The sequence below is a fragment of the Siminovitchia sediminis genome (genome assembly GCF_042680885.1).
Taxonomy (GTDB): domain Bacteria; phylum Bacillota; class Bacilli; order Bacillales; family Bacillaceae_C; genus Siminovitchia; species Siminovitchia sediminis.
Map to the genome: position 1 here is coordinate 1 of NZ_JBHUEO010000056.1, position 16,492 is coordinate 16,492.

Genomic DNA, 16,492 nt, shown 5'->3' on the forward strand with positions numbered 1-16,492 from the left:
GCATCTATTGCTTTTTACGGGCGACAGCTTCCGTTACAAAGAGTCATTATTACATTCATAAGGCCGTTGGCGAGTGGCATGCATTTTTAAATGCCATTTCATACATTTTTTACTTGCCAAATACAAGTCAGAGAATATTTTATAATTAGGAATGAAAAAGGGAGCAGAATTTAATGGAAGAGTTGTATGATCGGTTAGAGGATATAACTGATGAAATTATAGCTATACGCCGCCATCTTCATATGAACCCTGAATTATCATTTGAAGAAGTAGACACCCCTAATTATATTGCAGCTTATCATGAGAAATTAGGACACGAGGTTCGTACAGGGGTAGGGGGCCGTGGTGTCGTTGCCACACTTCGGGGAAATAAAAAGGGACGTACGGTTGCATTACGCGCTGATTTTGATGCTCTTCCCATTCAGGAGGAAACGAATGTTCCGTTTAAATCCAAGGTAGATGGGGTGATGCATGCATGTGGCCATGATGGTCATACTGCAACGCTGTTGGGACTTGCCAAAGTTCTAAATAGCATGCAAGAGGAATTGGAGGGAACTGTTGTTTTTATTCACCAGCATGCGGAGGAACTTCCGCCTGGAGGAGCTATTGCGATGATCGAGGATGGTTGTCTTGATGGTGTAGATGTAATCTTTGGTACACATTTACAATCACAACTTCCTCTTGGGGAGATTAGTTGTCGTTCAGGTCCGCTTATGGCTGCAGTAGACCGTTTTGATATAAAAATACAAGGAAAAGGGGGGCATGGAGCTCAGCCGCATGAAACAAAGGACAGTATTGTTATTGGGGGACAATTAATTGAAAGTTTACAACAGATAGTTAGTAGAAGAGTTAATCCTCTAGATTCCGCTGTCGTATCGATCGGTACATTTGAGGCCAAAAATCCTTTTAATATTATCGCCGACAGTGCAACATTATCAGGTACAGTACGCACATTTAATGAACGTGTTCAAAACTTAATTGAAAATGAGATTGCAAGAATAACAAAAGGCATATGTTTGGCGTCCGATGTAGACTATGTGTATCGCTACACAAAAGGGTATCCGGCGACTGTAAACCATTCGGAAGAAACAAAGTTTGTCTCGGAACTTGCTAAATCAGTACCGGGTGTCAGAATTGTGAAGAAGGCCGAACAGCAAATGGTCGGAGAAGACTTTTCTTATTATTTACGACAAGTGAAGGGGACGTTTTTCTTTACGGGTGCCCGAAACCTTAAATGGGATGAATCATATCCTCATCATCATCCCAAATTTGATATTGATGAACGGGCATTAGTTATTGCTGCGAAGGTACTCGGTAAAGCAGCAATTAGCTACCTGCAAAAAGACAGGCACTAGCTGGATGGGATATTGAATAACAGGAGAGACTTGATATTTAATTGTCTAGAATGAAAGCGCAAACAAAGTGCGGACAAATAGATGATAATCGGAAGATCATCATGCCCAACTGCTAATTTTGACTAAATCGAGTTATACATTGGGCTCCCTGTTCTGCTTTCATACGCTACTTAAAAGAGAGTTTGGGGCCGGCACCGTATAGAATCAAAATGAAAGCACACCAAATATGTCACATCCTTTTTAAGAAAGGTGTTCACAAATATTACCTTGAAGGTAAATAATAACTCATATATTCATCACACCTCTGTGTAAATGACGACTTCTTCCTTTTCTAGGTAGATGATAAACAGGCTTTATTCATAGGTCTGCATCTATTACTTCAAAAGAAGTATTAATAATATTTATTTTGAGATTTACTTGTTTGATAAATAATGCTACTTCATGAGAAATATCCTTGGTTGGATCAAGCTTACATTGTTCAAGTCAGGTAAGGCAACTACCGCAGACATAGCATAATGGAAATTGTTTTACTACAGAGCTTTCAGAAAAAGGGATCTTTTAAAACAAAAAGGAAACTAAGGTATGTCCATATGATTGCATTATTTGATTATCGGAATCCGGTTTTCAAACCGAAAATCTTGTATAAGAGGTGAATAATGATGAATATTTCGGAACAAAAAACTAGCAAATTAGAAATTAAGGGGATTGATTACATCCCAGAAAATGAACGTAATTCAACACCACTCAATGTTTTTTTTGTTATTGTTGGTGCCCAATTCAGTTATCCAATTATGCTCCTTGGTACCCTTCCAGTTATTTTCGGTTTAGGATGGTGGAGCTCATTTTTTGCTTTAACAGTTGGGCTCTTAATAGGTTCAATTATCATTGGCCCAATTGCTGCTTTGGGTACAAAAACTGGTACGAACAGTATTGTTAGTAGTGGGGCGCACTTTGGAACGAGAGGGAGAGTAATAAGTTCCGTATTGACAATTTTTATAGGTCTGGGATTCTATGCATTAGCAATATGGACAGGTGCCCAATCTCTAGCATTTGGTAGTCACAGATTGTTTAATTGGGAGGTAGGAACCGGAACTTTAGTTATTGGTGCAGTGATCATTACCGCAATCACAATTGCTGCGGCTATATACGGACAGTCTATTGTTTTATCTATTGAAAAGTTTGGAACATGGATAGTTGGTACACTTTTAGTGCTATCAGTTATTGTTTTTCTACCACAATTTGATGTTTCCTATCAAGGGGGTAATTATATTTTAGGTAGTTTTTGGCCTACGTGGTTATTGTCAGTAAGTGTGGGTCTTTCTTTACCCATTTCTTATACCCCCTTCCTTAATGATTACGCCCGGTATGTTCCAAACAAATCTGACACTCGTCATATTAGGTTGGCAACCAGCCTCGGAATGTTTGTCGGGTGTTGGATATCGCTAGTTATCGCGGCTTATTTAATGACAACTTTGAAAACAATTGATACACCGTTTGTGGAAGGAATTATCGAACAGTCTCCAGTGTGGTTTACAGTACCTTTAATCTTAATCGGCTTATTTGGAAGTATATCACAAGGAAGTTTTGCATTGTACGGCAGTGGCCTGGGATTAGAATCTATTGGATGGGGTCTTAAACGTATTCCAACAACAATAATTGTAAGTATTGCTGCTATTGTCTTAATTTACTTAGCTGTTTTTGTTTACAACCTAATCGATGCGATTAACGGATTTGTGACTATAATTATCGTCGCTGTATCTCCGTGGATGGCTATTAATTTGGTTGGTTATTACCTGTTTAAAGGTCAATATTCGCCAATGGAACTACACCAGTCAAGTAACGGGAAGTACTGGTATTCTAATGGTTTTAACTTACCAGCAGTTTCCTCATGGGTTATTGCAGTAATCGTTGGATTGTTATTTACAAACACAACTGTTTTTGTTGGTCCCTTCTCCGACGCATTTGGAGGAATTGATGTGAGTTTTGTTGCTTCAGCTATTGTGGCATTAGTATTATTTTATGTATTTTCCAAGAAGTCTAATGGAAATATAGAAAAAGTGGCGAGTGATTCAAATGAAACAGCATAAACTACAATTTTGGCTTTTGCGAATCACTTGATGGGGAGATTTACCACAAAATTATTGCCCTAAATAAAAGTAATGGTGACTAAAGGGTGCTGGACTCCTGGTAAATGAACGTCATACATTTGAGCTTTCTGGGGTCAGACTATACGTGTCCTGACCCATTTTTAATTATTATAAAGGGAAAAGCAGGAGGGGAAATTCTGTCTAGCAATATTCATTGTTTTCTCCAACATTGATTATTAGATACTGTAAGGCAATTATCGTTTCAATGTGTAGCTAAAACTGAGAGGGAATACCCAAGACCAAAAGTTTAAAATACTTAATCCACGGAAGGTTAATAATCTTGTTATACGGGAGGATATGACATGTATGTAAGTTGGTTTTTGCTTGCCGCTGCTATTTTTTTTGAGCTTATATGGGTGGTTGGTTTGAAGCATGCTGACAATGTGTTTTCATGGGCGTTAACAATTATTGCGATCATTGTTAGTACAGGGTTACTAACTTATACTGGAAAAAAGTTACCTACAAGTACCGTGTATTCCATATTTGTGGGGGTAGGGACAGCCGGAACGGTAGTCATAGAGATGGCATGGTTCGGAGCTCCCTTTAGCTGGGAGAAGATATGTTTAATTGGAACCCTTCTTATTGGTGTTATTGGGTTAAACATTGTTACACCTGAACCATCGGAACCAGATCAAGATATTAAAGATATTAGTGTAAACCACTAAATTTAGTTAGGACAACTACTATCTGAATTATGAGCTGGATCAGGGGCAAATTGATATCATGAATGCGATGAATCATCCTGGTCTAAATTTCAGAAAACGATCCTTGCCTACTCGGTATTGTATTCCTAACCATCAGGTTTGAGTAATTAATGTTACGAATGGCGACATCCAGCGGGCCTCATGTATTTGGTAGATATTACCGATCATTAGAGGTGGTAGACTTGAAAAGGCAACAAAAAAATTAAACTTGGAAGCAGGGTTCATCTTGAAAATAACTTTTTTGTACTGACAAAGGGGTACACTACATGAAGATAACAATACTATTGGAAGGTTATGAAGGTGATACTAATGGCTTGGTTCGCATTAATATTAGCTGGATGCTTTGAGTGTGCAGCTGTTGCTGGAATAACAAAGGTTAACCAAAAAATCACTGTAGCTTCTCTTACTTTACTAATTGGCGGATTCACATTAAGTTTTTTACTACTTTCTTTGGCAATGAGAGACATCTCAATGGGAACTGCCTACGCGGTTTGGACAGGCATAGGAACGGTTGGGGGAACAGTAATTGGTATACTTTTTTACGGGGAATCAAAAAGCAAATTAAGGGTTTTTTTTATTGGTTTAATTATAGTATCCGCCATCGGGTTAAGACTAGTTTCATATTAGGCTATAGGTTCGCGAGGAAAAACTAGAATTATATAACCGACATTTCGCGTGGAGAAATGGAAATGTCGGTTATATCTAACTGCCTCTCCATAGTCTCAAATTCCCAACGAACGAGTACATCCCTCCTCCTTGGTCCATATGCAGATGGATATTAGCCTGTCTTCAATTTTAAACATAACATCATCGAGCAACTACGTATGAAAAAAGTAATTGGCTATACGGTTTTCTATTTCTAATGGGATTATTTGGCACCTTCCATATGGCGCTCTCTCATAGGGCCTTCACCACTAACAAGATTTGATAGGAGTCATGATACGGTCTAGAATAGCCTCCGTAATAGTTACATCTCCCAAGTTTTTTATGACATTTCCCAGGATCGTATATGAACAAAATAAAGTCTAAGTCAAAATTTATGGAGTGCTTCGGCGATTTCCAAAAGTATTGCAGCTTAATAGACTGATAATTCTGTTAGTAGCCATACATCAACTATGAGTAGATCAGCTTTCGTATATTTTAAAAATGTATTTTCGGATGCTTCTGTCTAGCGGATCATTTGCAAGAGATTTTTAAACGGAGCATGCCGTCATCCTTGATTACTTCAATTCTCACTTGGGTTTCATCTTGAGTGCTCTCCAAGATAATTGCTTCCCCCGCTTTTCTTCCTACTACTAATGCCATGGCTTTCTCATCCTCCCTGATGATCTATTACTTATATATTGGGAGTATGATCAGGATTTATCAAACCAAGCAAAATCTTACATTCATTCCTTGGGAATGCAAAATAGTGTAGATGTGTATATGAAGGTTTTAGAAGAATTTCAACCGAACGAAGTGGGATGGGCTCTAATCCCTGAACGAAAAGTGTATATTCGTCCAATCAAAAGAATAAAGGAATTCGAAATAAGGTTGGTACATGAATTAACACATATAGCTTTGGCAGACGAGGGGTATGGATTAATTGGATGTTGATTACTTTGCAGAAGCAACTAAGCATATTCCGGACTTACTACAGCATGCCTAAAACCTTCTGGACTAAATAGAAAAGCCAAACATTAGTCCCGAAGACTATAGACAGTATAAAGCATTATTTGAAAAAGAACTTGGCTTGGATTCTGAATTCTCTTGGATAGAATATACTTGATTTAACCAGATACTGGATGTAGTTTGAAAAATGTTGAGGCAAAGTAATAAATTTATCAAGTGTATATCATAATATAGAAGATACATGTACTACCACTACACGGAGAAAAGGAAATTCAATGGTGGCTGACCGGTTGCACGCTATTTCTATGAACTTAAGTTTATGGTAAGCGTTGACAGAGGTTGGTAAATTTTTTGTCAAAGGATGGTAAAAAAGACGACAGAGGTGGGTGAAAGCCTATGATGATTATTGCAGATGAAATGAGCCACTTATGGTACAGCCGCTGTTTAAAGAAGAGAGTCAGAGCCACAGCGAAGCTGCTTGCCATTTGCTTTAAGGCCCGATTCTTTACATTTGCTGGAAGGGATCGGGGCCCCGCCAGCGAATGTTTAGATTCGGATTGTCCGTGTTATTATACTTGAGCGGGTTTGCATATTTGGCATTATTTAAGCAAGACCTGCGATTGTTCCTCAACCCGAACAAAAGTTAAGTCAATGGTGGCGGGTAATAGTATTCGCGCTAACTATGGCAGAACAATGGTTGTGGATCTCTCCTTTGCAGTTACTGACTCAAACGTCCGCATTAAGTGGCTCAAAACTCCGCACTGCTGGCTCAATCTGTCCGCAATACTCACTAATCCCTCCATTTACATTCCTTACACAAACCTTTTAATCTCTTCTTTTCTTTACAGAACCTCCAAAAATCAGCATTCCTCTTTACACAACTTTTATAAAATTCTAGCAAACTATTAATAGTTAATTTACATTGCTTGGGTACTATGTGATTAACACTTTTTTACATAAAGTGAAACGCGTACTGCAGTACGTGTTCGGTTTAGGTCTCCCAGCCGTTATCTTGGGGATACCCGGAGATTCTAAGAGGATGAAGACACGCACAAATGTTGCCCGTTTGGCGTGAGGACGGGTTACATGATCAGCAGTCCGGAACTCTTTTTTTTCGAAAGTACACATAACGGAGAAGGAAAGTGGCAGATGAAAAAGGTACTCATGATTTCTCATAACTTTTATCCGGAAATTGGCAGTGCCGCAAACAGGATGAAAAATATCTATCAACTCCTCAAAAGCAAGGGGTATTTGGTTCAAGTACTGACGACGGAGCCGTCCTATCCGAATAAAAACACCTATGAAGATCCTTCTTTTTGGGATGATGAAGAGTTAAACAAGGATCCGCATATTACCCGTATTCCCATCAAAAGCCGCAGGTATTCTGGGAGTATCGTGAACCGATTATTGTATTATCTGGAAATGATGTGGAGGATGATGTTCGCCATCCTGAAAGACCGGCAGCGATATGATGTGATTTTTGTGACATCTCCGCCGATTTTTGTGGCGCTTGTGGGGCTCTTGGCCAAATGGAAAGGTAAAAACAAGCTGATTTTGGATATCAGAGATTTGTGGCCCGAATCATTAAAAGGGGTGGGAGTGTTTCATCATCCTTTGATTTTAAACCTATTTTACATGATTGAAAGATTTCTTTACCGAAAAGCCGACTTCATCATCATTAATAGTCTTGGTTTTCAAGAGTATATCAAAAAACAGCTGGGCCCTGCTTCTGAGAAAATTGTGTATTTGCCCAACGCAGCACGCCAATTTGAAATGGAAAGCCAAACGGCTGAAAAGGCGCGCAATCAAGTGATTTATGCAGGAAATTTGGGGCGGGCGCAAGATGTTTCCTTGTTAAAGGAGCTGGCTATGAAACTATCGGAAAATGATATCGGCCTTACGGTGATCGGCTACGGCGTTGAAAAAAACCAATTTTACGAATTTGCACAGCAGAACGGGTTAAAGAATATCTCCTTTTTATCGCCGACAACGCGAAGAAATTGTTTACACATCATCGGAGAATCTGATGTAGCCATCGTTACACTAAAACAGAAACAGGTGTTTGACACGGTGCTTCCCGGAAAGGTGATCGATTATATGACCTGCAAAGTTCCGATCGTCGGCTCTGTCTCGGGATTTTCCAAATCATTGATAGAAAAGGAGAAAGTAGGTTTGATCAGTGAAGACGGATCGGCAGCCGATCTGTTTCATAAAATCATCTATTTATTAAAAAGCAAAGAAATGCGCCAGGAAATGTCCAAAAATAGCGAAGCATATATCCGGAAAACGTTGATATGGGAGAAAAATATTGAAACGCTTGTCGAATGCATTGAAAAGGTAACGGATAAGGCCGGGATGGAACTATGAAGAAAAAAGTATGTATGTTTGTATGGAATCATTTCACGAATGATGCTCGTGTGCTGAGAGAATGCACGGCGCTGTCGGCAAATGGGTATCAAGTAGATCTCATCTGTATTCACGACCCGAATGAAAAGGGATTGCCCCGATTTGAGGAAAGAAACCCTGATTTTCATGTCTATCGTGTAAGAAGATATCCGGTTGTCTGGGAGCTTCTCCAAAAAGGGATCTTGCTCATCAGGAAAAATAAATGGATGCTCCTTCCCTTATTGATTTTGGGCGGCGTGTTTCTGTTTTTTGCACCGTACATGACTCTCCTTCTGTTCGGTCTATTCTTTCTTCTTATGCAGAAAAAGATCCGGACGCTTTGGATCAGGGGCAGCATTATTTTAAGAATGATCGGCCGCGGGTTCAAACAAGAGTACGATATTTATCATTCCAATGATTTAAATACCCTTCCGCAAGGATATATTTGTGCAAAATGGAGATTTCGTAAGAAAAAGCTGGTGTATGATTCCCATGAAGTCCAAACAAGCCGAACAGGCTATGACTCGGCGCTGTATGGAAAGATGGAAGGCTTTTTTATCCGAAAGATCAACGCCATGATCGTAGAAAATCACACACGGGCCGAATACAGCAAAAACCTATACGGTTTTTATCCAAGTGTGGTGCATAACTACCCTTTTCAAGAAATCGGGCAATCGGCAGAGAAAGCGCCATTGCACGAAAAGTTGGGATTGCCGGAAGATGAAAAGATTCTTCTTTACCAGGGAGGGATCCAAATGGGCCGGGGACTGGACAAACTCATTAAAGCCGCCCCCCTGTTCAAGGAAGGGACGCTTGTATTGATCGGTGACGGCAGGATCAAACCGGATCTGATCCAACTCGTGAAAGACATGGGTTTAGAGGAAAAGGTGAAATTTTTGCCTAAAGTACCGCTGAAAGAACTGCCCAAATATACGAGAAACGCTTATCTCGGGTTTCAGGTGCTGAATAATGTGTGCTTTAACCATTATTCTGCATCATCCAATAAATTATTTGAATACTTGATGGCCGGTGTCCCTGTGGTGGCCTGTTATTTTCCTGAGATTAAAAGAATTGTAGAAGGAGAACAGGTCGGACTTTGCATCGATCCGCACAGTGAGAAGGAAATTGCCTGGGCTGTCAACGAACTGCTGGAAAATCAAGCTTTATACCGCAAGCTTGCCAACAATTGTGCGGGTGCCAAACACAAATACAATTGGGAGCAGGAGCAAAGACATTTTTTATCGGTATATGACTATTTGATTGCAAATTAGACGGTAGAATGATCACCGCATTTATCCTAATATTGGAGGAATTCAAATGAAGGTTTGTGTAATGGGGCTTGGATATATTGGACTGCCGACATCGATCATGTTTGCGCGGCATGGTGCAGAAGTGGTTGGAGTGGATGTGAAAAAAGATGTCATCCGCAAGCTGAATTCCGGCGAAATCCACATTGAAGAACCGGGATTAAAGGAAGCGTTGCTTGAAGTCATTGAAACAGGACATTTTAAAGCTTCACTGAAACCGGAAAAAGCGGATGCTTTTATCGTGTCCGTTCCGACTCCGAACATGCGCGATCCTTATAAATCATGTGACCTGACTTATGTATTGGATGCGTTGAACGCTATCCTTCCGTACATGGAAAAAGGAAATACCGTGATCGTGGAATCGACAATTTCACCCAGAAGCATGGATGATTCAATCAAACCGGTCATTGAAGCTGCCGGGTTTGTTGTCGGGAAAGACATTTTCCTCGTTCATTGTCCAGAAAGAGTGCTTCCAGGCCAAATTATGCACGAACTCATTTACAATAACCGGATTATCGGCGGTATTACACCGGCTTGCACGGAAGCCGGCGTAAAGGTCTATTCTACATTTGTCCAAGGCGAAATGCTCCGGACGAATGCCAAAACAGCGGAAATGTCCAAGTTGATGGAGAACACCTTCCGGGATGTCAATATCGCATTGGCGAACGAGCTGGCCAAGGTATGTGACCAACTGGAAATTAATGCCTTAGATGTCATTCAAATGGCAAATAAACACCCGAGAGTGAATCTTCATCACCCGGGTCCCGGTGTTGGAGGACACTGCCTTGCCGTAGATCCGTATTTCATTGTTTCCAAAGCGCCTGAAACAGCCAAGATTATTCAATTGGCCCGTAACGTGAACACCTCTATGCCGGCCTTTGTCGTAGAGAACATCAACGCTTTAATGCAAAAAGTGAACGGTAAAATCGTCACATTGTTCGGCTTGACTTATAAAGGAAATGTGGATGATATGAGAAAGAGCCCGGCCATGGAAGTGCTGGAAAGACTGAAATTCGAGGGGAAATATGGCGTAAAAGCGTATGATCCCCATGTCAACAGCCGAATTGTTACGAAAGACATCCGGGAAGCGGCAGCCAATTCTGATTTGATTGTTGTATTAACAGATCATGACGAGTTTAAAGAGCTGGACTTCTCTCAACTATCGGGCATGGCAACCAAACGCATTTTTGACACAAAAAATGTCGTTCAAAATCGTTCGGAAATCTTTCAATATATCAATTTCGGCAATCTTTATCAATTCAAAAAACAAACGATGGTGGAAACACGTTAATCCTGGATCTGCGGTGCTGCCGGAAGGAATTTTTTTACCCGGCAGCGCTGTTTTTCCGACAAGGGCTTTAGCGACGTGCAAACTTTGTGGAAAAGTTGTGTTATGGGGGGCAAGCGCCGCAGGCTCAGCTGTGGCTTTGCTTGCATGGGCACGCCCTGTGCATCGGAATATGTACGCAGAAAAAGCGAAGAAGCTTTGAGGTAAGAAAGGCGAAGGATGCTAGTTGCTGGCGCTGAAACTGGAACAGGTCGAAAAACCGGGAGTCTGATACTGTGAAAAATATTTTTAATGATATGGAAAACATAGAGCAGCCGAACCCTGTCGAAAAATGGATTGATGAAAAATCTTCAGGCGGTCCTGCTTTACATATTGGATGTACCCAGGGATGGGATTTCTTTGTCCCGGCAGGAGAAGAAATTACCGCCATGGATCACTATGACCAATCGGTTCAATGTGTAAATCAGCTGCTGGACCGTGAAGCCCCGGCAGATTGCGGATGCAGCCATGTGGCTGATGTTGTAGGAGGGTCGTTTCACTCGGTGATTGTAAGGAATATCTTCCAGTATGGAACAGATGCCAGGAAAGTAATGGAGAAAGCTTTCGAAAGGCTGAAAGAAGGTGGACACCTGGTCATAACCGTTTCCTATGAATCGGACCGTTCATCGGAACCTTTTTTTCCAACAGAAATTTATCAGCTGCAAACGGAATCCCTTCAAATTATGGAGATGCAATTTTTCAGCAGTGGGATGGGAGCTGTTTTTAAAAAAGTGTCCGGGTCCTGGCAGCTGCAGCTGGATCTGGAAAGCCTTCCGATGACAATGGAAGAGGCGTGGCAGCAGGAAAAGGAAGCCAGCATCGACCGGATTATGAAGAATATTTACTTGCAGGAACATTTGGAAGCAGCTTACTCGAGAGAGGAAAAGCTGCTCTTAAACTACAAGCAGTTGCTGCGAAAGTATCAGGCACTCAGCAACTCGAAGCTTGGAAAAGTTACTTTATTCTTATGGAAGAAACGCAGAAGTCTTTTTGGGGGGAAATCCAGTGGATGAAGCAGCGATTGACCGAAGACTATCCACATTAAAGCATGTAAAAAAGAAAATAAAAGAAGAAATCAACGAAGACCGTAAAACCCTGATGGAACAATACGGTGCCGTCTATGAAAGCAAATTTGATTTTCTGGATGCATCGATCGGCAGCGTAAAAGATAAAGGAGCCTATTTATCCTACAGGGATCAGGTATCTGATCAGCACTTTTTCGAGGAGGTCCAACCGTTGCTGGATCAAATTCCGGACAGCAACGGCAGCCGCTTCTATGAAAAAATCAAAGCGAACATCGGCATTATTTGTGATGAGTTTTTATATCATTCTTTCCAGGGAGTCGCCAACTTTATCTATATCGACCGGGACAGGTACAAGGAGATCCGTGAACCACTGGATGTTTTGTTGGTTGTCTCGGCGTGGAAGGGAATCGACTTCAAATGGAAAGGACTTGGAAATCCGAACATCCGAAGGCACAGGGAAGATTTGCAAAAAATCATTGACTATTTCCGTGGGAAAGGAACGAAAATTGTTTTTTACTCAAAGGAAGACCCGGTTAATTATCATGTGTTTCTGGGAATCGCCCAAAAATGTGATTACATCTTTACGACAGCGGAAGAAAAAATAGACTGCTATAAAGCGGATTGCCGCAATGAGAATGTGTTCTTGCTCCGTTTCGGCGTGAATCCCACTTACCATCATCCCATCGGCATGCGAAAATTTCCGAAAAGGAAAGAGGTGCTGTTTGCAGGCTCTTGGTATGAAAAATACCCTGATCGCCAGGAAGAGACGAGGGTTCTGTTTGACGGGGTATTGGAGGCAGGGAAAGGCTTAAAAATTATTGACCGGAATTTTGAACTGAAGCTGGAACAGTTCTTTTTCCCGGAAGAGTATTTGCCGTATGTTTCCCCTTCGATCCAGCATCAATATTTACAAAAGCTGTATAAACTGTTTGATTGGACCATTAACCTGAACAGTGTAAAATACAGCAATTCGATGTTTGCCAACCGGATTTATGAAGTGCAGGCTTTGGGGAACAATTTGCTTTCCAATTACAGTATCGGGGTCAATAATCAATTTCCGAATGTATTCACGATTTATGATGAAAAAGAAATTCCATCTATTTTTGACGCCTTTACGGAGGAAGAAGTATATCAGCATCAGGTTTGGGGTATTCGAAGGGTCATGTCCAAAGAAACGAGCTATCACCGCGTTGAAGAAATGCTTGAAAAAATTGGCATTCAGACTGGAACCAAGAACCGAAAAGCAGCTGTGATCGTAAAGGAGAAAACACAGGCTGTTTGCTCTGCATTTCACAAACAGACGTATCCGTATAAAAAGCTCTTTGCCGAAAACGAAGTGAATGAAGAAGCCTTAACAGAATATGATATCGTGGCTTTTTTTGATCCCCAAAAGGAGTACGGGGAGTTTTACCTGGAAGATATGATCAATGGATTTAAGTATACAAATTGCGATTATATTACGAAGGATGCCTATGTAGATGGCCATCAGCCGGTGGAAGGCATCGAACACGACTATGTCGACCAAATGAAAGATAAATATAGAACTGTTTTTTGGAAGGAAGCCTTCGGATTATCCGCATTATTGGAAATGGAAGGCCCTGTCTCAATCGACAATGGATACAGCATCGACCGATTTGAATTTTACAGCAAAAAAGTGGAAAAAGCCATTCAGCCAAAAAAATATAAGTTATCCGTGATTGTCCCGGTTTACAATAATGGGGACCACTTGTGGAACAAATGTTTTTTGAGCTTAAAGAGAAGCTCTTTGTTTGATGAGATGGAAATTGTCATGGTGGATGACGGGTCGACGGACGGGTATACGCCGGGGATCGTGAGAAGAATTTCAAATGAATATGCCAATGTAAAAACGTATTTCTTTAAAGACGGGGGCAGCGGCAGCGCGTCGCGTCCGAGAAATAAAGGCGTCGAGTTGGCTTCGGCGGATTATATTGCGTATCTTGACCCGGATAATGAAGCGATTGAAGACGGATATTTTCATCTGTATAAGGAACTGCAAAGCGGACACTATGACATGGCTGTCGGCAACATGGTCCGCCTGGCTCATGATGAAATGCTGTTTGATTATTATCAGACAGCCATTCAATATAATGGAAGCAGCGTCATATCCGGAAATGTGCACCAATTTTTAAGCAGCAGCCAATTTAAGGCTATGAGCATTCAAGCCTTAGTGGTAAGGAAAGAGGTTATTGTAAAGAACGGCCTGCAAATGGTCATCGGTGCCGCGGGACAGGATACCCTCTTTTTTCACGAGTTGCTTTTGCACGCCCGGAGAACAAAAGTGATTAATCGACCGATCCACATATACTATGCCGCTGTCTCTGGATCTACGGTGAACACGGTGACGAAACGTTTTTTTGAGAAATATTACCTGCTGGAAAAAGAGAGAATAAAGTTTCTTAAAAGACATGGTTTACTTGAGGAGTACATGGCGAAACGATTTAATTATTATTTTAACAATTGGTACCTGGACAAATTAAAACACGTAAGAGAAGAAGATGCCTTCGGATCGCTCATGGTCCTGGAGAACATTTTTGCACTGTACGAGGATTACCTGGTTCATGAAGATGAAGAGCTTGCCAAGTTTAAAAGCATCTTGAACGAACGGGATTACGAGCAAATTTTAAATGAATTTGTTTATGAACATCAAAAGGCATGGGTGTCCTGAACGCTTTGGAGGGGCCTGAAAATCATTCTGTGCGGATGATGGAACAGCATATAAAACAAGGGACTGATCATTGTTGAATAACAAAATCAAAGTCATGGCCATTTTTGGTACAAGGCCGGAAGCCATCAAGATGGCACCGCTCATATTGGAATTGGAAAGGCACTCGAATGAATTCGAAACGATTGTGACCGTAACAGCCCAGCATCGGCAAATGCTGGACCAGGTACTTGATACATTTGGTATTCAGCCGGACTTTGACCTGAACATGATGAAGGACAGGCAAACTCTTGCTGAGGTAACAACCGCTGCGCTTACGGGCTTGGATAAGGTCATGAAGATAACGCAGCCTGATCTTGTGCTGGTGCATGGCGATACAACGACCACTTTTGCGGCCGGTCTGGCTGCTTTTTACAATCAAATTCCGGTGGGTCATGTAGAAGCCGGGTTAAGGACCTGGAATAAATATTCCCCGTTTCCGGAAGAATTGAACCGGCAGCTCGCGGGAGTGATTGCGGATCTTCATTTCGCTCCGACCCAGCAATCGGCCAATCATTTGCTGGAAGAGGGAAAAAAGGAAGAAACGATTGTTATTACCGGTAATACGGCCATCGATGCCCTGAAAACGACCGTGAGAGAGGAATATACGCACCCTGTGCTTGAAAAAGTCGGGGAAGACCGTCTCATTCTGTTAACGGCCCATCGGCGGGAGAACCTGGGTGAACCGATGAGAAATATATTCCGGGCCGTAAAGCGGCTGGCGGAGGATCATCAGGACATACAAGTGGTCTATCCAGTTCATATGAACCCTGCTGTAAGGGAAACGGCGAATGAGATGTTGGGGAACGATCCCAGAATTCATTTAATCGAACCGCTGGATGTGATGGACTTTCACAACTTTGCAAACAAGGCATATCTGATCCTCAGTGATTCCGGCGGGGTTCAAGAAGAAGCTCCGTCATTGGGAGTCCCAGTCCTGGTATTGAGGGATACGACGGAGCGTCCGGAAGGAATCGAGGCGGGAACTCTAAAATTAACCGGACTTCAGGAAGAAACCATCTATCAAATGGCAAATGAACTATTAACCGATCCATCTGCCTATGAAAAAATGGCCAAAGCCGTCAACCCGTACGGGGATGGGGAGGCATCCAGGTGCATTGTGGAGGCTATTCGTCGTAAGTTTTCGGGCGGTGCCTGTGACGCCCCGATAATAGTCGAATCGTGTCGAGTACAATCAAGCCATGGTTCCACAAAAATAGACCTTGGATAGTCTCAAGGTCTATTTTTCTATCATTATTCTATTTTCTCTAAGTCGCTTGCCAGGATCATGAAAAGCTTCGTTGTTCCACCGCTCACGTTTGAAAATGAAGTGTTCATTAGGGGAAGTCCAATAAATTGAATGGCATCGTCCTCCAGGAGATCTGTTTCCCCAATGTATAAGAGATGATAATTGGTTTGGTTTTGGGGATTTTGAAGATGGATAATGGTAATTTCCTTGTTTAATCCCTCAGAGTTTACTTCTTGTATATCAAGGATCACTCCTTGGTCTTGGTACATCGTTCCGGAATGTTTATCAATGTCTTTACCTAAATGTCGATAATCAATGCTTGTATCGACAAGTTCCTCGGATACTTCTTTGTCATGATTTATAAATACTTCGATATTGTTGTCAATGAACTCCAAGGATGTACTCGTAATCTCTTTTCCTTCTTCTACTTCAACAGCTCTGTTGTCTGCATCAATGAACTGAGCTACAAAAGCGATTGACTCAGCTTCAGATTGTTTTTCAGCTGCTTCTCCTTCTTCACTGCTTGTCCCTTTGGATGTATTTTGCAAGAGAAAAATACACAATAGTGCAATCAAAAGTGCATAACTTTGCCAGCCTATTCCGTTAGTGATTCTGTCTTGATAACGCGTGAGTCATTCGGTAGCTTTCTCCAGTGAAACT

Annotated in this window: 12 protein-coding genes; 10 read left to right on the forward strand and 2 right to left on the reverse strand. The window is 41.5% G+C overall.

Annotated elements, in window-relative coordinates; translation table 11 throughout:
* The first annotated feature begins 173 nt into the window (after positions 1 to 173).
* From ACFSCZ_RS15080 to ACFSCZ_RS15095, 4 genes are all read left to right on the forward strand, one after another.
* The gene (locus ACFSCZ_RS15080) at positions 174 to 1,355 is read left to right on the forward strand and encodes a M20 family metallopeptidase (protein ID WP_380774938.1); all 1,182 of its coding nucleotides are present in this window, start codon (positions 174 to 176) and stop codon (positions 1,353 to 1,355) included.
* 656 nt (positions 1,356 to 2,011) lie between these two features.
* Positions 2,012 to 3,442: a purine-cytosine permease family protein gene (locus ACFSCZ_RS15085; RefSeq protein ID WP_380774939.1), complete on the forward strand. Its 1,431-nt coding sequence runs from the start codon at positions 2,012 to 2,014 to the stop codon at positions 3,440 to 3,442.
* A gap of 362 nt (positions 3,443 to 3,804) precedes the next feature.
* The gene (locus tag ACFSCZ_RS15090; RefSeq protein WP_380774940.1) at positions 3,805 to 4,167 is read left to right on the forward strand and encodes a DMT family transporter; all 363 of its coding nucleotides are present in this window, start codon (positions 3,805 to 3,807) and stop codon (positions 4,165 to 4,167) included.
* Between the two features lie 348 nt (positions 4,168 to 4,515).
* On the forward strand, positions 4,516 to 4,833 hold the full coding sequence (locus ACFSCZ_RS15095) for a DMT family transporter (protein WP_380774941.1): 318 nt from the start codon (positions 4,516 to 4,518) through the stop codon (positions 4,831 to 4,833).
* A 549-nt stretch (positions 4,834 to 5,382) separates the two neighbouring features.
* Here ACFSCZ_RS15095 and ACFSCZ_RS15100 read toward each other — a convergent pair.
* The gene (locus ACFSCZ_RS15100) at positions 5,383 to 5,511 is read right to left on the reverse strand and encodes a hypothetical protein (RefSeq protein WP_380774943.1); all 129 of its coding nucleotides are present in this window, start codon (positions 5,509 to 5,511) and stop codon (positions 5,383 to 5,385) included.
* A 1,455-nt stretch (positions 5,512 to 6,966) separates the two neighbouring features.
* Between ACFSCZ_RS15100 and ACFSCZ_RS15105 the strand changes: the two genes are divergently transcribed.
* From ACFSCZ_RS15105 to wecB, 6 genes are all read left to right on the forward strand, one after another.
* Complete coding sequence (locus ACFSCZ_RS15105; RefSeq protein ID WP_380774945.1) at positions 6,967 to 8,184, forward strand: glycosyltransferase family 4 protein; 1,218 nt, start codon at positions 6,967 to 6,969, stop codon at positions 8,182 to 8,184.
* Entirely contained in the window at positions 8,181 to 9,473 is a 1,293-nt protein-coding gene (locus ACFSCZ_RS15110; RefSeq protein ID WP_380774947.1) for a glycosyltransferase, read from the forward strand. The genes ACFSCZ_RS15105 and ACFSCZ_RS15110 overlap by 4 nt, the downstream gene beginning before the upstream one ends.
* A 46-nt stretch (positions 9,474 to 9,519) precedes the next feature.
* Positions 9,520 to 10,800 (forward strand): nucleotide sugar dehydrogenase, encoded by a 1,281-nt coding sequence (locus tag ACFSCZ_RS15115; protein WP_380774949.1) that lies wholly within the window; start codon positions 9,520 to 9,522, stop codon positions 10,798 to 10,800.
* Between the two features lie 272 nt (positions 10,801 to 11,072).
* Entirely contained in the window at positions 11,073 to 11,849 is a 777-nt protein-coding gene (locus tag ACFSCZ_RS15120) for a methyltransferase domain-containing protein (RefSeq protein ID WP_380774951.1), read from the forward strand.
* Positions 11,842 to 14,547 carry a glycosyltransferase gene (locus ACFSCZ_RS15125; protein WP_380774953.1) on the forward strand — a complete coding sequence of 902 codons (2,706 nt, stop codon included), beginning with the start codon at positions 11,842 to 11,844 and terminating at the stop codon, positions 14,545 to 14,547. Before ACFSCZ_RS15120 ends, ACFSCZ_RS15125 begins: the two co-directional genes overlap by 8 nt.
* A 73-nt stretch (positions 14,548 to 14,620) precedes the next feature.
* A complete protein-coding gene (gene wecB, locus ACFSCZ_RS15130; RefSeq protein WP_380774957.1) occupies positions 14,621 to 15,814 on the forward strand; it encodes a non-hydrolyzing UDP-N-acetylglucosamine 2-epimerase in 1,194 nt (397 codons plus the stop codon).
* A gap of 23 nt (positions 15,815 to 15,837) precedes the next feature.
* Here wecB and ACFSCZ_RS15135 read toward each other — a convergent pair whose 3' ends face one another.
* A complete protein-coding gene (locus tag ACFSCZ_RS15135) occupies positions 15,838 to 16,407 on the reverse strand; it encodes a hypothetical protein (protein ID WP_380774955.1) in 570 nt (189 codons plus the stop codon).
* Positions 16,408 to 16,492 lie beyond the last annotated feature (85 nt).

Excerpts from the sequence above, each read along its gene's own strand:
- ACFSCZ_RS15080 (WP_380774938.1), top strand. The coding sequence starts at position 174 with ATGGAAGAGTTGTATGATCGGTTAGAGGATATAACTGATGAAATTATA.
- ACFSCZ_RS15085 (WP_380774939.1), top strand. The coding sequence starts at position 2,012 with ATGATGAATATTTCGGAACAAAAAACTAGCAAATTAGAAATTAAGGGG.
- ACFSCZ_RS15090 (WP_380774940.1), top strand. The coding sequence starts at position 3,805 with ATGTATGTAAGTTGGTTTTTGCTTGCCGCTGCTATTTTTTTTGAGCTT.
- ACFSCZ_RS15095 (WP_380774941.1), top strand. The coding sequence starts at position 4,516 with ATGGCTTGGTTCGCATTAATATTAGCTGGATGCTTTGAGTGTGCAGCT.
- ACFSCZ_RS15100 (WP_380774943.1), bottom strand. The coding sequence starts at position 5,511 with ATGGCATTAGTAGTAGGAAGAAAAGCGGGGGAAGCAATTATCTTGGAG.
- ACFSCZ_RS15105 (WP_380774945.1), top strand. The coding sequence starts at position 6,967 with ATGAAAAAGGTACTCATGATTTCTCATAACTTTTATCCGGAAATTGGC.
- ACFSCZ_RS15110 (WP_380774947.1), top strand. The coding sequence starts at position 8,181 with ATGAAGAAAAAAGTATGTATGTTTGTATGGAATCATTTCACGAATGAT.
- ACFSCZ_RS15115 (WP_380774949.1), top strand. The coding sequence starts at position 9,520 with ATGAAGGTTTGTGTAATGGGGCTTGGATATATTGGACTGCCGACATCG.